The 22030-nt window shown below is 69.2% G+C and carries 17 protein-coding genes and 3 pseudogenes; 12 read left to right on the forward strand and 8 right to left on the reverse strand.

The features are described 5' to 3' along the window. Positions 1 to 126: 126 nt before the first annotated feature. The 4 genes from ACWDA7_RS33300 to ACWDA7_RS33315 form a co-directional block, all read right to left on the reverse strand. Positions 127 to 1209, reverse strand: a complete 1083-nt coding sequence (locus tag ACWDA7_RS33300) for a hypothetical protein (RefSeq protein ID WP_450609119.1) — start codon at positions 1207 to 1209, stop codon at positions 127 to 129. Between the two features lie 265 nt (positions 1210 to 1474). After that, positions 1475 to 2464 (reverse strand): ROK family protein, encoded by a 990-nt coding sequence (locus ACWDA7_RS33305; RefSeq protein ID WP_450609121.1) that lies wholly within the window; start codon positions 2462 to 2464, stop codon positions 1475 to 1477. After that, positions 2461 to 3984 carry a M81 family metallopeptidase gene (locus tag ACWDA7_RS33310; RefSeq protein WP_450609123.1) on the reverse strand — a complete coding sequence of 508 codons (1524 nt, stop codon included), beginning with the start codon at positions 3982 to 3984 and terminating at the stop codon, positions 2461 to 2463. Before ACWDA7_RS33310 ends, ACWDA7_RS33305 begins: the two co-directional genes overlap by 4 nt. Then, positions 3981 to 5159, reverse strand: a complete 1179-nt coding sequence (locus ACWDA7_RS33315; RefSeq protein ID WP_450609125.1) for an ROK family protein — start codon at positions 5157 to 5159, stop codon at positions 3981 to 3983. The genes ACWDA7_RS33310 and ACWDA7_RS33315 overlap by 4 nt, the downstream gene beginning before the upstream one ends. Before the next feature lie 145 nt (positions 5160 to 5304). Here ACWDA7_RS33315 and ACWDA7_RS33320 point away from each other — a divergent pair, with 145 nt between their 5' ends. From ACWDA7_RS33320 to ACWDA7_RS33340, 5 genes are all read left to right on the forward strand, one after another. Continuing rightward, positions 5305 to 6036: an amino acid ABC transporter ATP-binding protein gene (locus tag ACWDA7_RS33320; RefSeq protein ID WP_450609163.1), complete on the forward strand. Its 732-nt coding sequence runs from the start codon at positions 5305 to 5307 to the stop codon at positions 6034 to 6036. 133 nt (positions 6037 to 6169) lie between these two features. Continuing rightward, positions 6170 to 7138 carry a glutamate ABC transporter substrate-binding protein gene (locus ACWDA7_RS33325; protein ID WP_450609126.1) on the forward strand — a complete coding sequence of 323 codons (969 nt, stop codon included), beginning with the start codon at positions 6170 to 6172 and terminating at the stop codon, positions 7136 to 7138. A gap of 6 nt (positions 7139 to 7144) precedes the next feature. Beyond that, the gene (locus ACWDA7_RS33330; RefSeq protein ID WP_450609128.1) at positions 7145 to 7789 is read left to right on the forward strand and encodes an amino acid ABC transporter permease; all 645 of its coding nucleotides are present in this window, start codon (positions 7145 to 7147) and stop codon (positions 7787 to 7789) included. Next, complete coding sequence (locus ACWDA7_RS33335) at positions 7786 to 8673, forward strand: amino acid ABC transporter permease (RefSeq protein ID WP_450609130.1); 888 nt, start codon at positions 7786 to 7788, stop codon at positions 8671 to 8673. Before ACWDA7_RS33330 ends, ACWDA7_RS33335 begins: the two co-directional genes overlap by 4 nt. An 11-nt stretch (positions 8674 to 8684) precedes the next feature. Further along, entirely contained in the window at positions 8685 to 9467 is a 783-nt protein-coding gene (locus ACWDA7_RS33340) for a copper homeostasis protein CutC (RefSeq protein WP_450609132.1), read from the forward strand. Here ACWDA7_RS33340 and ACWDA7_RS33345 read toward each other — a convergent pair. The 3 genes and pseudogenes from ACWDA7_RS33345 to ACWDA7_RS33355 form a co-directional block, all read right to left on the reverse strand. After that, positions 9372 to 9653: a transposase gene (locus ACWDA7_RS33345; RefSeq protein ID WP_450609134.1), complete on the reverse strand. Its 282-nt coding sequence runs from the start codon at positions 9651 to 9653 to the stop codon at positions 9372 to 9374. The two genes, ACWDA7_RS33340 and ACWDA7_RS33345, sit on opposite strands and share 96 nt — an antisense overlap. Positions 9654 to 9668: 15 nt before the next feature. Continuing rightward, positions 9669 to 9965: pseudogene (locus ACWDA7_RS33350) on the reverse strand (helix-turn-helix domain-containing protein); the annotation flags it as partial. 423 nt (positions 9966 to 10388) lie between these two features. Beyond that, positions 10389 to 11218: pseudogene (locus ACWDA7_RS33355) on the reverse strand (HARBI1 family protein). A gap of 543 nt (positions 11219 to 11761) precedes the next feature. On the opposite strand from ACWDA7_RS33355, the pseudogene ACWDA7_RS33360 reads away from it, so the two are divergent. From ACWDA7_RS33360 to ACWDA7_RS33385, 6 genes and pseudogenes are all read left to right on the forward strand, one after another. Further along, positions 11762 to 12298: pseudogene (locus ACWDA7_RS33360) on the forward strand (ATP-binding protein); the annotation flags it as partial. A 2089-nt stretch (positions 12299 to 14387) separates the two neighbouring features. Beyond that, on the forward strand, positions 14388 to 14684 hold the full coding sequence (locus ACWDA7_RS33365; protein ID WP_450609136.1) for a response regulator transcription factor: 297 nt from the start codon (positions 14388 to 14390) through the stop codon (positions 14682 to 14684). 109 nt (positions 14685 to 14793) lie between these two features. Next, complete coding sequence (locus tag ACWDA7_RS33370) at positions 14794 to 14964, forward strand: hypothetical protein (RefSeq protein ID WP_450609138.1); 171 nt, start codon at positions 14794 to 14796, stop codon at positions 14962 to 14964. A 221-nt stretch (positions 14965 to 15185) separates the two neighbouring features. Further along, the gene (locus ACWDA7_RS33375; protein WP_450609140.1) at positions 15186 to 18803 is read left to right on the forward strand and encodes a S8 family peptidase; all 3618 of its coding nucleotides are present in this window, start codon (positions 15186 to 15188) and stop codon (positions 18801 to 18803) included. Beyond that, positions 18803 to 19444 carry a hypothetical protein gene (locus tag ACWDA7_RS33380; protein ID WP_450609142.1) on the forward strand — a complete coding sequence of 214 codons (642 nt, stop codon included), beginning with the start codon at positions 18803 to 18805 and terminating at the stop codon, positions 19442 to 19444. Before ACWDA7_RS33375 ends, ACWDA7_RS33380 begins: the two co-directional genes overlap by 1 nt. A 361-nt stretch (positions 19445 to 19805) precedes the next feature. Next, positions 19806 to 20771, forward strand: a complete 966-nt coding sequence (locus ACWDA7_RS33385) for a serine protein kinase RIO (protein ID WP_450609144.1) — start codon at positions 19806 to 19808, stop codon at positions 20769 to 20771. Positions 20772 to 20901: 130 nt separating this feature from the next. On the opposite strand, the gene ACWDA7_RS33390 is transcribed toward ACWDA7_RS33385, so the two are convergent. Beyond that, positions 20902 to 21435 (reverse strand): GNAT family N-acetyltransferase, encoded by a 534-nt coding sequence (locus ACWDA7_RS33390; protein ID WP_450609146.1) that lies wholly within the window; start codon positions 21433 to 21435, stop codon positions 20902 to 20904. Positions 21436 to 21575: 140 nt separating this feature from the next. On the opposite strand from ACWDA7_RS33390, the gene ACWDA7_RS33395 reads away from it, so the two are divergent. Then, positions 21576 to 22022 (forward strand): hypothetical protein, encoded by a 447-nt coding sequence (locus ACWDA7_RS33395; RefSeq protein WP_450609148.1) that lies wholly within the window; start codon positions 21576 to 21578, stop codon positions 22020 to 22022. Positions 22023 to 22030 lie beyond the last annotated feature (8 nt).

The following is a 22030-nucleotide window of genomic DNA, read 5'->3' on the forward strand; positions in this document are numbered from 1 at the left end:
TTGCCTCAGCAACAAGTTGATCTATCAGGACGTCCCGTTGCGTCATTCACCAGGGCTTGACCTGCACCTCAACACTCAAACGCAACGGTGTTGGCGTCGCCGGGAACCCCACCCGGAACGCGGGCTTCAGGAGCGGGACACGGTGATGCGGAGGCGCTCACGGACGCCCCGCGCGCGCTCTGGCACATCGGCACCGATCTCGGCCGCCAGCTCGTGGAGCGTGTCCAGGCCCGGGAGGTCGTTCAGCCCCTGCGTCACCAGTGCCCGCGCCTGCCCGAGGTCGCCGCGTGCGAGCGCGAGCCTGGCCCGGAACAGCAGCAGGTAGCCGCCGTCCAACGCCGGGTGGACGGCAATCTTGTCGAGCAGATGGCCGGCGTCGTAGTCCGGCAGCCGCTCCAGCAGCATGCCGTGCCAGTCCAGCAGATCGTCGGCACGGCGCTTGCCCTCGTAGGCGGCGCCCGAGTAGCCGAAGCCGCGACGATCCGTCGCCCCCTGCTGCGTCTGAGCAACACGGTCGAGGGCGTCCACATACTGCTCTGCGCATGCCACCCATGCGTCGGGAGCCGGAAGCAGTCGTTCAAGGACGACGGCCAGCTGAGTCTCCTGTTCCGGTATTTGGCCGAAGCCGCGGAGCGTCCAGCCGTAGCGCGACTCCCAGCGGACCAGTTGCGGCATGGCCCGCTGCGCGAACTCGACCTGACCGTGGCGCTGCAGCATCGTGGCCCACAGCGCGGCGACGGCATCCGAGGCGACGAACTTCGCGGCTTCCATCGGATCATCGGAACGGAAGCACTGGTAGGTCTTGCAATAGCAGGCCAGGTCGACGATCGCGGTGACCGCATCCTCGCCCGGACGCGGATCGTCGGCCGCGAGCGCCTCACGGGCCGCCTCGGCGTGGCGTCGGAATGTGAACCGCCAGCGGGACCGCTCGGTGGGGCTCACCTTGCGGTCGCCAGCGAGGTAGGAACCGGCGCGGGCCAGGCCCACGAACTCCTGTACGTGTGCCAGGACCTGTTGCGGGTCCACCGGCGCGCTCTTTGCCCGAGGTCTGGGCACGCTCGCCGCGGGCGCGATCTCCGCCTCGATCCGCTCACGCACGGGCGCGGCACCGCGCCAGTACAGGTTCCACAGCGCCTTCTTCAACCGCTCCTCGTCGAGGCCGGCCAACTGGGCGAAGAATTCCTCGCGGTTCATGCGGTTCGCTGCCATGGGCCGGGAGAATACCGTTCATCGCGCGGTCACGGTCGCGGTCGGGTCCCGGCGGTGCAATAGCTGGCTGACGACGGTCCGTGCGGGGACCGGCGGCACGGGCGGCTCTCGCGACCCTCGGAGAACCTGCACGTCACAAGTTATGGATGAGGTTTTCGGCACCCGCAGCACAAAGGCGAGATAGACCATGCGGAGCACCACGGCGCTCGAGCATGCCATGATCGGAGGCGGGCCTCGAAGTCCCAGGTCGAAGCAGGTACGAGAGTTATGGCACCCCACAGGTGTCCGTGGAGGGTGGCGTTTCGTTCTTGGCCAGCGCAGCGGCGCCTCGCGCCGCTGCTGCCGTGCCCAGGTGCGATCCGACGATGTCGATGCCCCGGAGGAGCGGGAGCGTGGAGGCGCGGGCGGCGTTGCGCAGTGGGTCCCAGAATATGGAGCCGGAGGATGCCATGCCTCCGGCAACCACGACGAGGGCCGGGTCGAGCACGCTGACGAGGCCGCCGATGGCCTCGCCGAGAGCATGAGCGGCACTGGTGACCACTTGCCGGGCGATGGAGTCGCCTTTGGCGGCGAGAACGACAATCTCGGAGGTGTCAGGGCCTCTGTCGAGCGATCCCGTACTGGTGCCCGGCCCGGTGTGGGTTGCGGTTGCCTCGGCATAGGCCCTTCGGATTGCGGTGCCGCTGGCAATGGTGTCCAGGTGGCCGACCGCGCCGCAACTGCAGGGCAGTCCCGCTGCTGCTGCCGAGGGCGCGTGGCCTATTTCTCCGCCGGATCCGTGTTGGCCGCGCACGATGTTGCCGTCGGTGATGACGGCGCCGCCGACGCCGGTGCCGACGGTGAGGAACAGCAGGTCGCGGTGGCCGCGGCCGGCGCCGAGGGCCAGTTCGCCGTAGGCGAGGACGTTGACGTCGTTGTCGACGACGACTGGCAGATCGAGGCGCTCGGAGACGATCTGCCGCAAGGGGGTTCCGGTCCAGCCGGGCAGAGCCTGGGAGGCGACGGCGATGGAGCCCTCTGGGTGGCTGACAACGCCATGTGTTCCGATGCCTGCGCTGGCGACCGTGCGGTCGGCGGGCGCGAGTGCGCGAAGTTCGGAGAGGGTGGCCACGAGCGCGTCGATTACGGCGACGGGCCCCTCCTGGGCGGGGGTTGGCACCCGCCGGTGGGCGAGCATCTCCCCGGCGCCATCGGTGAGTACGGTGTCGATCTTGGTGCCGCCGATGTCCGCGCCAAGGTACAGCGACGCGCTCACAGGGTTGCCCCGATGCGCTCGGCCGCTGTACGGGGCGGGAAGATCCGTGGGGTGAGGTCCGGGTCCGGCATGTCGTGGTCGAACGGATGGAGCGGTCTGGCGAGTTCATGATGGCCCAGCCGTAGCAGGTCCTGGTCGACGCCGCCGAGGGTCAACGCGATGATCCAGTCGTGGGCGAGGTCGTGAAGTTCGGGCTCCAGGTAGCCGATCTTGACGATCACGATGTCGCTTTGGTGGGGGTTGAGGCCGAGGCGGGTGAAGTCGGCGATGTGATGGAATGGTCTGCGCCGGCTGGTCAGGACCACAGTGACGGTACGTGCTGTGACGACGGCGGTGGGACCGCCGTCGGGATCGTCGACGAGGAGGTCGACCCGCCCGGTCAGACGTGCTGGTAGCCCGGTCGGGCCCTCGAGCCGGCCCCCGACCATGAGGTCCACCGTGCCGCCTACGCCTGCCTGCGTACACCGGGTGACCGCGTGGGGGTCGAGGATTCCGGCGTAGATCGTTGACAGTTCGCGTTCGGCGATCCGGTCGTCCGCCAGGAGCAGGGTGAGCAGGTCCGCGGTGTCGCCTCCGCCACCGGCTGTGGGGTTGTCGCCGGAGTCGCTGATGACGAAGGGACGCCGGGTGCTTTCGACGGCGGCGGTGACCGCCTGCTGAGCAGTGCCGGTGGGTCCGACGAAGGTGAACTCGTCCCGGGCTTGCCAGTAGCGTTCGGCCAGTCGGTGCGCCTGGTCACGCAGTACTGTCTCGTCGGTACCGGTGAGGACGACCGCCGCTGCGCTGCGAGGTTCGTCTGCCCAGGCGTAGCCGACCCACAGAGCTGCGTCCAGGACACCTGGGAGTGTTTCGATGTCGGCCAGACTGCCGTAGATCCCGCGGGCGGGTTGCTGCTGGGTGCTGGTCTTCTCTCCGGGGAGGAGGACGGGGATGCGGACCCAGGCCATGGACGGCCGGATGCCTTGCCGCAGGCAGTGCACGAGGAGCCGGGCGGCACGGGCGCGGGTGAGCCATTCGTCCTCGTGCGGGGCCAGACGGTGAGCGGTGAGCAGGTCGAGTTGGGCGACCAGGGCGGCGGTGACGCTGCCGTGCAAGTCGGTCGGCGAGGCGATGAGGCAGTCGGGGCCGACGGCAGAGCGGACTGCGGCGGCGAGGTCGGCCTCGATGTCCTGGCGTCCGGTGACGTGCATGGCGCCGTGCAGGTCGAGTACCAGCCCGTCGAGCGGTCCGGCCTGCCTGAGTCGATTGGTCAGCTCGTCCTCGAGTCGCGCGTAGGTGGCTGGGTCGACCGAGCCGCCGGGCACCGCGCGGGCGTGCACCAGGGGTACCCACTCGACCTCCTCTGCCCAGTCCTCCTGGCCGGGGCGGGTGAAGTCGAACAGGTTCAGCAGTTCCGCACCGCGTCGGATGGTGAAGTCGTCGTAGCTGGTGGAGTGGGGGGTGAAGGTACTGCACTCGATGTGCACGCCGCCGATGCCTATGCGAAGACGCTTGCCGGTCCGGTCACCGGTTTCGCTCATCGGGTCGTCTCCTCTGTACTGGGGTGGGACAAGATCTGCTGCAGGGCGAGCAGGCCGGCGCCGATGACTCCGGCGTTGGGCCCGGTGGAGGCCGCCTCGATCTCCAACGACTGCGTCGCCAGCGGCAGGCAGCGTTCATAGATGACGCCTCGTAGTCCAGCCAACAGCGGGGGAGCGCCGGCGAGGGCTCCGCCGACGACGAGCAGGGAGGGGTTGAAGAAGTTCACAACGGTGGCCATGACCTCGCCGAGGCTGCGGCTGGCCTCCCGGACCATGCCGGTCGCCAAGGGATGGCCTTCCTGGACGAGCCGGAGGATGTCGGAGGGGTGGTGGACCTCCACGCCCCGGGCCTGCAGGGCCTGCGCGATGGCGGCGCCGCTGGCAACCGTCTCCAGGCATCCGGTGTTGCCGCAGGCGCAGGGCGTTTCGCCGGCGGCCGGGACCCGGACGTGGCTGATGTCGCCGGCCGCGCCCATCGCCCCGTGGTGCAGGCGGCCGGCGGAGATGACACCGCAGCCGATGCCGGTGCCCATCTTCACCACCAGCAGGTGGTCGACGTCCGGGTGTGCGCTGAGGTGCTCGCCGACAGCCATGAGGTTGGCGTCGTTCTCCACCACGACCGGCATCTCCAAACGTTCGGAGAGCGTCTCCCGGATCGCGGCGCCATGCCATCCCGGCATCCGGGAGGGCAGGACCACACTGCCCCGGCGGTTCTCCACCGGGCCAGGCAAGCCGACGCCGAGTGCACGGACGGGCACCCCGGACAGGTCGGGGGAGTCCATGAGCTCGCGGCAGCGTTCGACCAGCCAGTCAACGGTGCTTTCCGGGCCTTGGGCGAGGTCCCAGGGCAATTCGGTGACGGCCTGAGGCCGGCCGGCGACGTCGATCGTGGCGATCCGCGCATGGCTGGTGCCGAAGTCGACCGCAAGCAGCAGTCCTCCGCCGTCGCGGATCTTCAGCAGCTTGGGACGGCGTCCGCCCTGAGACACGCCGTTGCCGGACTCCACCAGGTACCGGTGCTCGAGCAGGTACTCCACCCGAGCGGACACGGTCGAGGGTGCCAGCTTCACCAAACGGACCAGGGAGGAGCGGGAGTTCGCGCTGCCTGTCGCCACCAGACGCAGAAGGTGGGCAGGCGAACCCCACTCCGGCACGTGATCCCTTTGATAGTCCATTGGACATGGATACCACACGGATTTTCCCGGGGAAATGCCTTGACTTAGTTCGACGGTTGGACGTTTGATTCCTCCAATGCGTACGAACGACAGGAGCCTTCCGATGGCCACTGGATCAACGATCGGTGAGGGTGCGGACCAGCCCATGGTCCGCATCCGGGGGCTGCGGAAGTCCTACGGCGAGCACGTGGTCCTGCACGACATCGACATGGACATCGCACGCGGGGAGGTCGTCGTTGTGGCCGGCCCCTCCGGCTCCGGCAAGTCGACCTTCTGTCGCTGCATCAACCGGCTCGAAGTCGCCGACGCTGGGGAGATCTCGGTCGCGGGCCGTCCCGTGCCGCTGGAGGGGCGCGAACTGGCCCGGTTGCGAGCCGAGGTGGGCATGGTCTTCCAGCAGTTCAACCTGTTCGCACACAAGACCGTCCTGCAGAACGTGACCCTGGCCCCGGTCAAGGTCCTGGGACGTCCAGCCGAACAGGCCCGGGAGCGGGCCATGGAACTACTGGACCGCGTCGGGGTCGCGGCACACGCCGCCAAGTTCCCGGCCCAGCTGTCCGGCGGGCAACAACAGCGGGTCGCCATCGCCCGGGCCCTCGCGATGGACCCCAAGGTCATGCTGTTCGACGAGCCGACATCCGCCCTGGATCCGGAGATGGTCAACGAGGTACTCGAGGTCATGAAGACTCTCGCCGCCGACGGTATGACCATGGTGGCCGTCACGCACGAAATGGGATTCGCCCGCTCCGCCGCCGACCGCGTCGTCTTCATGGACGCAGGACGCATCGTGGAGGAGGCGGCACCCGAAGAGTTCTTCTCGGCGCCACGCAGTCGCCGAGCCCAGGAGTTCCTGTCCAAGGTCCTCACTCACGGCTGACGCCGTCCACGCCCTTCCGGCACAACCACAGGACCGCCTTCCTTCGCCGCCACCTCGCCCGCCCCCAGCAGACGACGTTGATGGCAAATCAGTTAGAACCTGTAAACAGCACTCATCTCACGAAAGTAGACCGATGAGATCCACAGCTGCCGGGCGGACGTCCCGCCGTACTTTCCTCGCTGTTGCCTCCGCGTCGATCCTGGCTCTCGGCCTGAGCGCCTGCGGAGGCAGCGGATCGGCGCTCCCCGGCGGCCCGGGCAGCCAGTCCGCCGGCTCATCCGACTCCACTGCATCCTTTCTCAAGGGAGCCCCGGTGGCCGCCGACGCGACGATGGCCGACGGCACGACCATGGCGAAGATCCGTAAGCGCGGTTACCTCATCGTCGGAGGTTCCTCCGACGCCCCGCTGCTGTCGCAGAAGAACCCCGTCACGGGTAAGTACGAGGGCTTCGACGCCTACATGGGCCAACTCCTGGCCACCTACATCTTCGGCAAGCCCAACGTGCACATCCTCAGCTCCGCCACCCAGACGCGGGAGGCACTGCTCCAGAACCACACGGTCGACGTGGTGTTCCAGACCTACAGCATCACGCCCGAGCGCGCCCAGCAGGTGACCTTCGTCGGCCCCTACCTCTCCAGCGGCTTTGAGATCGCCACCCGCAAGGGCGACAACGTTTCAACCCTGGCGGAACTCGACGGCAAGACGGTCATAGCCGGTGCCAACACCCCGGCCATCGCCGAGATCAAGAAGGAAGCACCCAAGGCGAAGATCCTCACCTTCGACACCGACCCGGCCTGCATTCAAGCGCTGACCCAGGGCCGTGGCACCGCATACGTGCAGGACAGCATCACTCTCGCCGCCGACCTCAAGGACCACCCCGACTTCCAGGTCAACGGCAAGCCGTTCGACACCGGCTACATGGGCATCGGTGTGCCCAAGGACCAGAGCGACATGGCCGGCTTCGTCAACAACTGGTTGACCACGGTGGTGAAGGACGGGAGCTGGACCAAGGTCTGGAACGCCAGCCTCGGCACCGTCCTCGGCGACACCACCGCCCCGGCCCCCGGCTCCGTCCCTGACGTCTACACCCCGAAGGCCTGACCCTCGGTGTCCGCCCTGACCGATCACCTGCCCCAACTGGCCGACGGCCTGCTGAGCACCTTGCTGCTCATGGCGCTGTCCTTCTTCGGCGCGCTACTCCTCGGACTGCTGGTGGCAGCGGCCCGTGTCAGCCCGGTGGCGTCGTTGCGAGGCGCCGCCACCGCCTACGTGGAACTGTTCCAGAACATTCCACTGCTGGCGTGGCTGCTGCTCTTCGTCTTCGCCCTCCCCGAAGCCGGGATCATCTTCCCGCTGTTCACCACCGCGGTGATCGTACTGTCCCTGTACGAGGCCGCATACACAGCCGAGGCGATCCGCAGTGGAATCAACAGCGTCGGCCTGGGCCAGGCGGAAGCGGCACGGGCGCTGGGGCTGACCACGCTGCAGAACCTGCGGCACATCGTGCTGCCGCAGGCCCTGCGCGCCGTGGTTCAGCCCCTTACCAACGTCTTCATAGCGCTGACCATGAACACCTCCCTCGCCGCCGCAGTAGGCGTGGTGGAGCTCACTCACGCCGCCAACGAGGTCAACCTCCAAGAAGCCCAGCCCATCCCCGTCTTCGTCGGTGCCGGAATCGCCTACATGGCACTGGCCCTCGTCATCGGGTTGGCAGGCGGCTTCATCGAACGCAGGGTGGCGATCGTCCGATGACCTCAACACCGACCCTCCTCTTCGACGCACCCGGCCCCCGCGCCAAACGCCGGGCACGCCTGTGGTCCCTCGCCACCGGCGTCGCCTTCCTGCTGGCCGTGGCCCTGGCCGTACACCAGTTCTCCTCGCACGGACAACTGGCCACCGACAAGTGGCAGCCGTTCGGTACCTGGCCGGTGTGGCGCTTCTTGCTGAACGGCGCCTGGTACAGCCTCCTAGCCGCTCTCGGATCCGCCGCCATCGCTGCCCCGTTCGGACTTCTACTGGCCATCGGCCGGATGTCCTCACGCCGCCCCGTACGCTGGATCGCCAGCACCTACGTGGAGGTCATGCGCACCGTCCCCGTTCTGCTACTGATCTACCTGACGCTTTTCGCCCTGCCGAAGTACGGTCTGAACCTCCCGCTGTACTGGAAGCTGGTCGCCCCGCTGTCACTGTCGGTCGCCGCATCCACCGCCGAGATCTTCCGGGCCGGCCTCGTGTCCCTAGACCGCGGCCAGCGCGAGGCCGGCGCAGCCCTCGGCCTGTCACGTTTTCAGACCCTGCGCATCATTTTGCTCCCGCAGGCGCTGCGCAGAGTCGTTCCGTCTTTGATCAGCCAGGCCGTCGGGCTGATCAAGGACACTTCGCTGGGCTACATCGTCAGCTACTACGAGCTGCTGTACAGCGGCCAGGTATACGCGACCTACAGTCACCTGCTCATCCAGACCTACATCGTCGTCGCCGCGCTCTACCTCCTGGTCAACGCCATTCTCTCCAAACTGGGACGTGTCATCCAACAACGTGACGGACGTCCTCGCCGGGTCAACGGCGCCGCGGCAACGCAGCGAGCCGAGAGCCCGTCAGACACGGTGCCGACCGGGCAAAACGGCGCACTTACCTAAGGAGACCGACAGTGCCGACGACGACCACCAGTCAACGGATCCGGTACGAAGTGTGCGTCGACTCGGCGGCCGGGGCACGCGTCGCCCAGGACGCCGGAGCCCACCGGGTCGAACTGTGCAGCGCCCTTTTCGAGGGCGGCATCACCCCCAGCGCCGGTTTGATCGAGGCCACAGTCGCAGCCGCACCCGCCATCGGCGTGCACGTCCTGATCCGTCCCCGCGGAGGGGACTTCATTTACGACGACGATGAGATCCGGGTCATGGTCCGAGACATCGAGACCGCCGCAGCACTCGGTGCCCATGGCGTAGTCATCGGCGCGCTCACAGCGGAGGGCGACATCGACACGCCGACGGTGCGACGCATGCTGACCGCCGCCAGCGGTCTCTCCGTCACCTTTCACCGCGCTTTCGACATGGCGCGCGATCAGTTCGCCGCACTGAAGGAGATGACGGCCCTAGGCATCCACCGTGTTCTGACCTCCGGCGGGGAGTCCACGGCATTGGAGGGAGCACCCCGACTGGCCGAGCTGATACACGCGGCCGACAACCGAGTTGTCATCATGCCCGGCGGGGGGATCAACGCCCGCAACACCCAGCGCATCCTGCGGATCACAGGTGCACAGGAACTTCACTTCAGCGCCGGCGCCACGGTCGACAGCCCGGCTCTCCACCGCAACCCCCGGCCGACCATGGGCGGTTCACTGCGCAACGATGAGTACCAGCGCCGGGTGACCGACCGCTCTGCTGTGGACGGCATACTTGCAGCAGCAAGGTCGGCAAGAGACCTTGAATGACACCTGGGCTGCTGCGGGCGCCCGCAAGGCGGCGTTCTCCGCCTCCAGCGACGTGGGTGGCTCGGCTGACACCTCGGCCCGGTGTCCCCGCGGACGGCTGGCGCCCGCGTCGCGTATCCAGTTATGCAAGGTCTCCGGGTTAATCCCCAGATCAGCGGCGACCTGCCTGATCGTCGCTCTGTGCATGCCGATAAATCATCCGGCCTCAACCTTGATGCTCAGAGCCGCGAGTTCGCCGTGGATCCGGCGGTAGCCCCACGAGGAATTTTCATTGGCCAGGCGCAGGACCAGGGTGCGGATCGACCGGATCGTGGGTGGGCGTCCGCGGCTCTTGGGTACGCAGGTCGCCGCGTGGCCTCGCTTGAGCAGGTCGCGGTGCCAGCGGAGGATCGTGTCCGGCCGTACCAGGAGCAGGAGGCGCCGCAGTTCGCTCATCGGCAGTAGACGCAGAACTGCGAAGGTGTTGGTGGCGGCGAGATAGGCCAGACGCAGCAGCACGAGGGATCACGGTGCCGTTCGCACTGGGCCCACGGGAAGGCAAGGGGAACAACGCCACAAACCGACGATCAAGGCTGTGGCCTGGGTGGATGATTTATCGGCACCCGCAGAGACGAAGCAACACGAGTGCTCATCCTGCCGCAGCACCGAACAAGCCCTTGAGCTGCATGGATGACATTCTCGGCAGGCGCAACGTCCCTAACCTGCATACGTTCCAGTGGCCGACCATCTGGCTTGCGGGTTAACGGTCGGCAGCTGTCGGCGTCTGTGATCCTTGGTCGACCTCGGACGGCCTCACCACGGCCCAGGGCCTGCAGCTTTGGCGCGACTCAGCTGTTGAGCGTCCACCCGCTCAGCAGACCCGCTTGACGTTTCACTCCACTGAGTCTTTGCCAGTAATGGATCATGACGTTGCGTGATTGATCAGATGGTGCGGTCGTACTCGAGCTGGAGCAGGGGACGAGGGCTGCGGCGGCGATCTTCGTGATGCGGCTGGGGTCGAGGCTGACCCTGCGCAGGGCCTTGAAGGTGGTCTTGAGCAGGGAGTTGGCACGCTCGCAGACGCCGTGGATGCCGCGGATGACCTTGTTGTACGTCTGCTGGGCCTCGGTCAGCTCGCCTCCGGCGGGCTTCTTGTGCGGGTGGCGGAAGCCGTCGCCGGCGTTCTCGTAGCCGAGGTCGACCAGGGTCGGCATGTCCAGCTCTGTCGCGATGCGGTTGAGGGCGTCGATCAGACCGTGGTGGCGGGCGCAGGTGGTGTCGTGCTCGCGGCCCGGGCGGACCGGTGAGACCCAGATCGGCCAGCCGTCCGGGGTGGCGATGACCTGCACGTTCCCGCCATGGTGCTTGTGTTTTCCGGACCACCACAGGTCTGCTCCGTTGGGGCCGGGAGCAGCGACGCGGTCGGTGCGGATGACGGTTCCGTCGAGGTTCAGGTGCGTCAGCCCGGCCGCCTTCGCCCGCTCCAGAGCGGTCGCGAGGTCCGGTGCCCCGGCCGCCAGAACGCTCAGCCCCTCGTGAAGGTAGCGGTACGCGGTGGAGGCCGACACCCCGTGGTCGCACGCGAGTTGGGAAAGGCGGGTGCCGTCGATGAACCAGCGCAGCACGAGCACGGCCTGCCGGAAGCAGCCCAGCGCACGCCTGCCCTTGCGGGTCCTGGCCACGATGCGGTGATCGCGCAGCAGCCGGGCCAGGTGCTCGGCGGTTGACCGCTTCACATCGAGCACCGCGGTGTATGTGACACTGGTCGACACGTGAGGCCCCTCAGTCAGAACAATCCGTCGCAAGATCGTTCCCTACCAGGGGCCTTACGCCTGCCCTGACTTGGGGACCGCGCAGTCCGCAGTGCAAGCGCCGCGATCACGGCGAGTGACGGGTACTCATCGGGAAAGGCTCATTGGAACTCCCCGAACCGCAGGCACCCGAACTCTGTTTGACCGGGCGCGAGGATCTTGCTCCCGGCAGGTGGGCGAAGGCAAGAGCTCGTGCGGCGTGAGCCCTGACACCCCTGCCAGGTGGCGCCTCCGGACAACGGCAGCGGCCTCGCCACCGAGCGCTCCTTGGAGGACTGGAGCGCAGACCTTCACCGTCGGGCCGCCGCCGGAACTCGTGGACGGCCCGGTCACCCGGACTTTCCGGCCCAACGTCCAAGACCGGATCGCGGATGCGGCCCGACGGGACACCCATGACCAATCGCTTGTAGAGTCAATTATCTGGGCCGAACACCTCCCCGCGTGATCCTTCGCGGCTACAGTCGGCACAGGCGCAGGGGTGATCGACCGAGGGGACGGGCGCAGGTGGGACGGGCCAACAGCGACGCCGGTGGACTCCCTGCGCTTTCCGTACCGCGGTTCGTCGGGCGGGACCGTGAGGTCGCCACGCTCGGCGGGGCGCTCGGACAACCCCCTGCCGTGGTCCTGATCGACGGTGAGGCGGGTGTCGGCAAGACCCGGCTGCTGCGGGAGTTCCTCGCGTCCCAGGCCGAACGCGGACGTCGCGCCCTGGTCGGGGCCTGCCCGGAGTTGCGCGTGCCGTACACGCTCGGGGCGGTCGTGGACGCGGTCCGCGACGGGTTCGACAACGTTGTCGCGCTGCACCTGAGCGGGCTTGGCGGCGCGCTGCGGCCGTTGTTCCCCGAGTGGGCCGACGACCTGCCTCCGGCGCCGGAGCCGCTGGAGGACGCGACCGCCGCCCGGCACCGGCTGTTCCGCGCCTTCGTCGAAATCCTCGGCCGGCTCGACGTGGCCGTCCTGGTGCTGGAGGACGTGCACTGGGCGGACGAGGCCACCTTGGAGTTCCTGCTGTTCCTGGTCTCACGCCGGCCGCAGCCGGTGAGCGTGGTGGTGACGTACCGACGGGAGGAGGTGCCGACCGACTCGCTGCTGTTGCGGCTGACCTCCCGACTGCCTGCCGACGCACACCTGGCCAGGATGACCCTTAAGCCGCTGGACATCGGCGAGACCGCCGCGGTCGTCTCCTCGATGCTGGCCGGCGAGCACGTGTCGACCGAGTTCGCGTCCTTCCTGCACGCGCGAACGGACGGCATCCCGCTCGCCGTCGAGGAGTCGGTGCGGCTGCTGCACGACCGCGCCGACCTGATCCGCCAGGACGGCGGGTGGGCGCGCCGCCGGCTCGACCGCATCGAGGTGCCCCCCACGATCCGCGACGCCATGCTCGAACGCGTCGGGCGCCTGCGACCCGACACCCGGACGGTCCTGTACGCGGTGTCGGTGCTCTCCGGCCCGGCCGACTACGCGACCCTGCAGGCGGTGACCGGCCTGCCCGAGGACCGGTTCACCGCGCAGGCCGCCGAGGCCATGGGGTGCGGCCTGCTGCGCGAGGCCGGGCCCGGGCAGTGGTCGTTCCACCATCCCCTGGCGTGCCACGCGGTGTACGAGGCCATCCCGGCCCAGGAGCGGCGTGCCATGCATCTTCGCGCCGGCCGGGCGCTGGAGAAGTGGCCGCTTCCGCCGGTGGCGCAGTTGGCACGGCACTTCCGGCTGGCAGGCGACGTCGAGGCGTCGTGCCGGTACACGGAGCAGGCGGCCGACCTCTCCATGCAGTCCGGTGACGTGGCCACCTCTGCACTGCTGCTCCACAGCCTGGTCACCACCGTCGCCTTGCCAGTGGAACCGCTGGTGGGGTTGGTGGCGAAGATCCAGTTCCAGTCCCTCCCCGGCTCCGACCCCCACTCGAAGATCATCGAATCCCTGCGGTCGGCGCTGCGGACCCAGGCCCTGACCCCGGGGCAGGAGGCCCTGGTCCGCTTCCAGATCGGCCGGGTGCTCATGGTGGCGGGTGAGATCGAGGCGGGCCGGCTCGAGATACTGGGAGCCGTACCCCATCTGGCGCCGGACTCGTGGGAAGCGGCCCGATCCCGCATTCTCCTCGCCCTCCCCCTCGGGAACGCGCGGCCGGTCTCGGAGCATCTGCGCTGGCTGCACGAGGCACCCGCGATGGCGCCGTCGATCGCACCCCACGAGCGAATGCGCCTGTCGGTGGAACGCGCCTTCGCACTGCTCATGCTCGGCGAGGAGTCCGGGTGGGACGAGGCCCGGCGGATCCCGGACGACGTCGCCGATTCGCTTGAGGCGGCGATGGTCGCGGTGGGCCACACGAATGTCGGCGAGGAGGCGATGCGGTGGGGACGGTACGACGAGGCCAGGTCACGAATGGCCAAGGCCTCGGCAATCGCCGAACGCCACGAGTTCCTGGAGTACCTCGCCAGCATCGCCTCGTCCCGGGCCCACCTCGACTGGTTCACCGGTGCCTGGGCGGGACTGGCCGATCGGGCGGCGCGACTGGTCGACGACGACGGGGTGCGGTTGAAGGACCGGTGCGAGGCTGCCCTCGTGGCGGGCCTGATCCAGGGCGCCGCCGGGGACCGCGAAGCGGCTGAGGAGCGGCTGCGTTTCGCCGGACGCGACGACCAGCAACGGATCGAGGCCACGGCCGCGCTGGCACGGATGCGTCTGCGTGAGGGCGACACCGAGGAGGCGCTTCGTCTCACCGACGAGGTGGCCGAGATCGCCGTGGGCAGCGGGATCTGGACGAGGACCGCGGAGTTCGCCCCGGTACGGGTCGCGGCCCTGGCCGCCGCCGGCCGGTTCGGCCACGCCGCCGACCTGGTGAGCACCTTCGAACGAGCCCTGGGCGGAAAGGACGCCCCGGTGCCGCAGGCGTCCCTCGTGCTGTGCCGTGCGTTGCTGGCCGAGGCCGACGGCCGGCTCGACGACGCCGCGGCGCTGTTCGGCCGGGCGGCCGACGCCTGGCAGGCACTGCCGCGCCCGTACGACGCCCTGCTCGCCAGGGAGCACCGTGCCCGCTGCCTCCTCGCCTCCGGACGGTCCAACGCCGCTCTGCCGGTGCTGTCCGACGTCCGCCGGGCGTTGTCGGAGCTCGGCGCCCACAACGACGCCGACGGTGGCGCGGTCCCTGAACGAGCAGGGCTGGGACACGCGGGAGAAGCGCGGCCGGGGACGGCCCGGTTACGGCAACCAGCTCTCCCCACGCGAGCTGGAGGTCGCCCGCCTGCTGCTCGACGGCCTGACGAACCGGCAGATCGCCGACGCGCTGGTGGTGTCGGCGCAGACCGTGGCCAGCCAGGTGAAGTCGGCCATGCGGAAACTTCAAGTGACGTCGCGGACCGGGCTCGCCCTCAGAGTCGTGGAGTTGGGACTCTTCGGTGAGCAGGGGCAGACCCCTCCGGGCGACGGCTGAATTCGTCGACGTCGCCCGGGACGAAAAAAAGGCGCGCGGGCGAACGGCGAGTTAATTCCCGCATCTGACCAATCGAGCCGGGGCCCGGCTCGCTTGCACACTCGTTCGCATGTCATCCGCAGAACCGCCGACGACCAAGCCGGCAGACACCCCGTTCGATCCGGCGCTCGGTGCCGAGGACGAACCGGTGCCGGCAGCAGTGCCGGCCGACCCGCCAGGCACCCCGGCCACCCGGAGTGCGAGCGGTGCCGACGGCGTCGGCGAGTACGAACCGCTCTAGCGCGAAGGCCCATGGTCCGACCGTGATCGCCCGTGGCGTGTGGCCACGCCCGAGCCGGTCCGCTGGTGAGGGCGCGGAGTCCACGCGCACACCGGGAGCCCGATCACCGACGTCCTGCACGCCTCCACGCCGCATTTCCCCAGGCATTCCCCGTCACTCACTTCACAGGAGAGCCATAGATGAGGCGAAGCGTAAGGAAGCGTCTCAGACGCTTGGGCGCGGTGACCGTCGGTCTGACCGTCTTCGGCATGGTCGTGTCGACCACGGCGACGCAGGCTGCCGAGCCGACCCGGAAGACACCGCTTCCCGCTGTCGTGCAGACCAACAGCCCGACGGTGATCGCCAACGGCGACCTGGCACGGATCGTCTCCGCGTCCGGCGGATCCGTCCCGGTCACCCTGATCACCGGTGACAAGGTGCACGTCGGCGTCGACGACAGCGGCAAGCCGGTCGTCCGCGACATCGAGAGCGCGGCACGGCCCGACGGGCCCCCGGTCGTGTTCCACACCCTCACCCGCGAGGGCAAGGTGTACGTCGTGCCGGACGACGCCCTCGCGCTGGTCGGCAAGGGGCTGCTCGACTGGAGCCTCTTCGACCTGAGCCAGCTGGTGACGCTCGTCGCGGCGGGCAAGGGCGACGCCGTTCCGGTGCTCGTCACCTACACCGGCACAGCCGGGGCCGACGCCACGCGGAAGGTCGCCGGGGCCTCCGGCGGCAGGGCGCTCCCGAGCATCAACGGCCGCTCGATGAAGATCGCCGACAGCGGACGGTGGTGGCAGGAGGTACGGGGCAAGACGGCCGCCGCCTCCGCGACCGCCCGGTCCGCCGGTTCCCTGGCCGGGGTCAAGAAGGTCTGGCTCAACGGCCTGGCCCATGTCGACCTCGAGCAGTCGGTACCGCAGATAGGCGCGCCCGTCGCCTGGGAACGCGGCTACGACGGCACCGGTGTGACCGTCGCGGTGCTGGACACCGGTATCGACGCCACCCACCCGGACGTGTCCGCAAGCATCGTCGGGCAGGTCGACTTCACCGGCAGTCCCACGGGCACCAAGGACGGCCACGGACACGGCACCCACGTGGCGTCCACGGTCCTCGGCAGCGGTGTCGCGTCCAACGGGCTGCGCAAGGGCGTCGCCCCCGGCGCCAAGCTGCTGGTGGGCAAGGTCTGCGACGACAACGGGCAGTGCCCCGACGACGGGATCATCGCGGCGATGGACTGGGCCGCCCACTCGGGGGCCAAGGTCGTCAACATGAGCCTCGGCGGTGAGCCCACCGACGGCACCGACCCGATGAGCCAGGCGCTCAACGAGCTGAGCCGCGCCACCGGGACCCTGTTCGTGGTCGCGGCGGGCAACTCCGGCTTCGTCCACCAGAAGGTCCTCTCCCCGGGCTCCGCCGACGACGCCCTGACCGTGGCGGCCGTCGACAAGAACGACGAGATGGCCGACTTCTCCAACCGCGGACCGCGGATCGGGGACGGCGCCGCCAAGCCAGACATCGCCGCTCCGGGCGTCGACATCGTCGCGGCACGCGCCGCCGGCACCACCATGGGCACGCTGGTGGACCAGTACTACACCACGGCCAGCGGGACCTCGATGGCCACGCCCCACGTGGCCGGCGCCGCGGCCATCGTCGCCCAGCAGCACCCGGAGCTGACCGGTCAGCAGATCAAGGCCCTGCTGATGGACACCGCCACCGACCTGGGGCACGACATGTACGCCCAGGGCACCGGGCGGGTGGACCTGGCGACCGCGACCAATCCGCAGATCGTCCCGAAGGGGAACCTGAACTTCGGCCGGCTGGCCTACCCGCAGTCGGCCGTGACGAAGAAGATCACGTACACCAACCGCAGCGACAAGGCGACCACGTTGCATCTCACGATGCCGGTCTCCTTCGCCGACGGGAAGCCCGCTGCGGCAGGGCTGTTCACCCTCAGCACGGACACGGTGGTCGTTCCCGCCGGCGGGTCCGCCGAGGTCTCGGTGACGGTCGACGGCAGCGTACTGGGCGCCGACGGGGCCCACGGCGGCTACAACGGGCTGCTGAGTGCCCGTGACGACTCGGGCGCGATACGGCTGAGTTCGGGGATCCACACCTTCGTCGAGGCCCAGAAGTTCCCGCTGACCCTGAACGTCGTTCCCCCGGCGGGTGCCACCTACGTCCGCTACGGCACCGCCACCTTCATGCCCGTCGACGACCAGGTGCACCTGCACTCGGGGCTGGTCCCGGAAGTCGGCGCGGACAGCGTGACCGAGCAGCTGTTCCGCGGCACCTACGCGGTGCAGATGCCGGTCAGCTGGCGGGACGCGGCCGGTGAGTTGCAGCAGGCCGCACCGATCGCGCCGGAGGTGAGTCTCACCAAGGCGAGCACCGTCACGCTGGACCTGCGCAAGGCCAAGCCGCTGAGCGTGCGGTACCCGGAGGCCACCGAGACCTACAACGCGACCGATGTCATCAACCGGGTCTCCGCGACCGGGGCGTGGACGATGGGCACAGTGCTGTCGTTCGACTACAAGGCCGGCGAGCCGAACTGGTGGGTGCTGCCCACCGGCAAGGTGAGCGAGGGCACCTTCACCCACGACTTCTACAGCTCGCGCACCACTCCCGTCGTCACCATGCGCGCCACCGGCGGAGGTGCCCCCTCCAGCTTGTCCGCCCGCTACGTGACTCCGGACGCCGTGCTGAGCGAGACACAGGCGTGGCTGCGCGGCAACGGGGACCCGAGCACCCGCGAAGCCGCGATCCCGGTTCCCCGGCTGCCGGTCGAGGGGCACCTGCCGGTGGTCCAGGCCGGTACCGGGACCGCCGCCGAACTCGCGAACGTCGACGCCCGGGGCAAGCTCGTACTCCTGACACCGACCGACATCTGCCAGGGCACCTGCGACTACCCGAGGCTCCGGGACGAGAGGGTGGCAGCCGCTGCCGCCGCCGGCGCCGCCGGTGTGCTGGTCGCGGCACCGGGGCTCACCTCACTGGGCCGCCCGACGGGGTTCGATCAGTGCGTCGACGGGCCGCAGAGCTGCCCCGCGATCCAGCCGTACGCCGCACTGCCCATCGTGTCGGTGCCCTGGGCCGAGGCCGACGGCCTGATCAAGCGCATCAAGGCCGACCCGTCGCACGTCGGGATCAGTCTCGGCGGCAGCGTCGTACCGAGGGCGTACGCCGCCAGGTACCACGACGAAGGCCAGATCCCCTCGAATGCCTACCGGGTTCGGAAGGACGACCTCGACCGGGTCGACCTCCACTTCCACGCGGCACGGCCCGGAGAGGTCCACCAGCTGAGCTGGAAGCAGTTCCTCCAGGCCACCCCCACCGCGTCGGACGTGGCTCTGCCGCACCCGTTCACGCGCCAGAGCATGACCGTCTTCGTCATGCGGCAGGACGACGCCATCAGCCGGTTCACCTCCTCCTGGGCCGACCACGGAGCGGACTCCTTCCTGGAGCACAACCGCTCCGAGATGAACGACATGGTCCTCACCGGCAGGAACGAGATCCACTGGAACGCGGGACCGGCGGTACCGGGCGCCGTGCCGCAGGTGCGGACCAAGTCCGGGTTCACGGTCAAGGCCGGACTGTGCTCGGGCTGCCGGCAGGGCGACACGTTCTACCCCACCGTCTACCTGACGGGCAGCGGCGGCGGCCGCCAGGCGCTGATCGACATCGTCGGCGACGAGCTTCTCCAGCACGACTTCCTCGACCTCCCGTCCTGCGGGCCGGTTCCCTCGCCCACCGTGCCAAACCTCGACTCCACCTGCGACTTCAAGCTGCTGAACGCGTCCGGCGACGAAATCGAGCGTCGCACGCTGCACCTCGCCGACCAGAGCTGGGACAGCCTGTGATGGCACTCGACACCGCTAAGGAGACCGACACGATGAACACCGGTGTGCCATTGGCACGGCGCCGCAGAGGGGCCCTCATGGTGCTCGCAGCCGCGGTGATGCTGGCGCTGTCCGGCTGCAAGGGCGGTGACCTCGTCTCCTACGACCTGCCGGCGAAGTCGGCCCGGTACACGTTCGAGACGAAGACCAACGACGTCACGACGGTGTGGCAGTACACGTCCGCCGAGGCGACCAAGGACGACGCCCCGAAGCTGAGCCCGTGCATGGGCGAGGTGGTCGGCAGCGACCAGGCGGCCTGCCGCCCGGAGCCGCTGATCTTCCTGCGCTACGACTTCGGTCTGGCCCTGGACAACACCGTCAAGGCCGGGGAGACCCACGAGATCACCGTCGTCGGCTACTACCAGGAAAGCCTCACCACCCTGCCCAAGGTGACGTCCCTGAAGGCGGAGACCACCTTCGACGGGGGCAGGACCTGGCGCCCGGCGACGACCAGGGCCAGCGGGAAGAACACCTTCACCGCGACGATCAAGAATCCTCGGCGGGGCCAGGCCGCCGACGGCGTCGGACTGAGGATCAGCGCGACCGACAGCCAGGGCAACACCGTCCGGCAGACCCTCCCCACGGTGTACACGCTGCGCTGAGGGGTACCGCCGCGACGAACCGCGGAACGACGGTGAGTTCACAGGCCGGGGCGAGAGCGCACTCTCGCCCCGGCCGTCCGCGGTCCCCCGGCAGACCGGCGGAACGGTCCGACCACCAGGCCCCCGATAAATCCGTTGCGTGGTGGGGAGGGCTCGCTAGGATCATGCCGATCCTGGAATGCCGGGCACGAACGACAGCCCGGTCGTAGCGAGAGAGGAGGTGCGTCTACGTGGACGCCGCCCTGACGCGGCGCGCTCACACATGCGCGCCGGACGCCCTTTCTCGTTACCTTCCCACCGTCTGACGGCACGCCTTCGCCGACGCGCCCTCCGGTGGGACCTCTCACAGGAGATCACCACAGTGCGCGAGCGCTTTGCCGACGGCGAGTCCTTCGCCCGAATCCGCCCCAAGGGAAGCAACCGACGCGGTCGCCGCGTCGACGAAGAGGCCTTCGAGGGGACCCTTCCCGAGTACGCGTCCGAAGGGGGCGGGGACCTCTACGAGGACGACCTCACCACGCCCGGCCTCACAACGGACGGGCCTTCCCAGGGCGACCGCTGGTCCACCTGGGACCGATCGACCCCGACCGAGAAGGGCCCCGAGCCGCGCCCCGCATGGGTGGTGACGGACCTGGCCGCCGTCGACACCGAGCTCGGCATCGTCAAAACGGGCAAGGAGGCCGATGTCTTCCTGATCGAACGGTCCGTTCCCGGAGCCGGCCGGCGCACCCTCATGGCCGCCAAGCGCTACCGCGACGGGCAGCACCGGATGTTCCACCGCGACTCCGGATACCTGGAGGGGCGTACTCACAAGGAGTCCCGGGTCAGCCGGGCCATGGCCAAGCGCACGGCCTTCGGCAAGGAGGCCATCGCAGGCCAGTGGGCCGGCGCCGAGTTCGCGGCGCTGTCCCGGCTGTGGTCGGCGGGGGTGGCCGTGCCCTATCCCGTGCAGATCCTCGGGACCGAGATCCTGATGGAGTTCATCGGAGACCGGACGGGAACGGCCGCGCCTCGCCTCGCTCAGCTCCGCTCGCAGGAGGCCGATCTGGACGACCTGTGGGAGCAGCTCGGCCGCAGCTTGACGCTGCTCGCGCGCGACGGCTACGCGCACGGCGACCTGTCCGCCTACAACATCCTCGTCCACGAGGGCCGTCTGGTCGTCATCGACGTGCCCCAGATCGTCGATGTCATCGCCAACCCGCGGGGCCGCTCCTTCCTGGAGCGCGATGTCCGCAACGTCGGTGCCTGGTTCGTCTCCAGAGGCCTCGCCGAGCGGCGTGTCGACGAACTGACCCAGGCGCTGGCTTTCGACGCACGGCTCGACTGATCGCGATCCCCCCGCCGGTGCGTCCCCGCCTGCCGTGCACACCCACGCGGAACCCGGGCCCGGGAATCTCTCCCGGGCCCGGGCCGGGGCCGTGGTGGGCGGGGCCGTGGTGGGCGGGGCCGCGGCCGGATCAGGCGTGGTACTGCGTGAGGTCGATGGCGTGGATGCGCAGCGGGAAGCCGTACTCCGGGTGCGTAATCTCGCGCTGCGGTGCCATGCCCAGCTTGCCCATCACGTTCTCCGAGGCCTCGTCACCGATCCGGGCGATGCCGATCAGGCGTTCCAGGCCGCGGTCCTGGAGCGCGAACTCCATCGCGGCGTGGGCGGCCTCCGAGGCGTAGCCCTGCCCCCAGAACTGCGGGCCGAGCCGCCAGCAGATCGAGACCTCGGGCATCACCTCCGGCAGGAACTCCGGCAGTGTCAGGCCGGTGAAACCGGCCAGTTCGCCCGAGGCGAGCAACTCGACGGCGAAGAGGCCGAAGCCCTCCTCGTCCCACTCCTCCTCCCACCGCTCGATGTCGTCCGCCGTCTGTTCCAGGTCGCGCACGGAGCCGTCGCCGACCCAGCGCATCGCCCGCGCGTCGGCGTTGATCTCGGCCATGGGGACCAGGTCGTCGTCCTGCCAGCGGCGCAGGAGCAGGCGGGGAGTGTGGATCTCGGTCATGGGCTCATCATGTCGAAGGTCCGCGCCGCGACGGTAACCGACGTGGCGGCCGCTGCGTCGCGGCCGGTCCGTGCCGGACAGGAGCGGTCGCGGTGTCGGCCATCGACGATCCCCTCTCCGCGGTTGGCTAGATTGAGTGAGTGTTCGAACGAGTGAGTGCCGAGGAATCCGCCGGCCTGCAGGCCCTCGCCTCGAAGGTCCGCAACGAGCTGGCGGCCGCGGGCCTGCCCGTGCTGCCCCCTGGGCTGGACCCGGTCCTGGCCGGTGGCGCCGAAGTGGACGTCGACGACGGGGCCGACGCGGCGGGCGGCGTGTTCGTGGCCTGGCAGGCGAGCCCTCGCGTTCGGGCCTGCGCGAGCCGCGCGTTCAGGCTGAAGCAACTGGACGAGCCGGTCCTGCGGCACTCCCGTGCGGTGGGGGCCGCGATGATGCAGGCGATGGCCTCGGTGCTGGCCTCGGCGGGCTTCAGCGTCGAGGACGCGCGCGACGAATACCGCCCGCAGCAGTTGCGGGTCCTTGCCGGACCACCGTCCGGACAGCGGCCGGTCTGGTCGCTTCGCGACGACGAGCTGTGCGGGTGCCGATAAATCATCCG

The sequence above is a fragment of the Streptomyces sp. NPDC001156 genome (genome assembly GCF_053598275.1).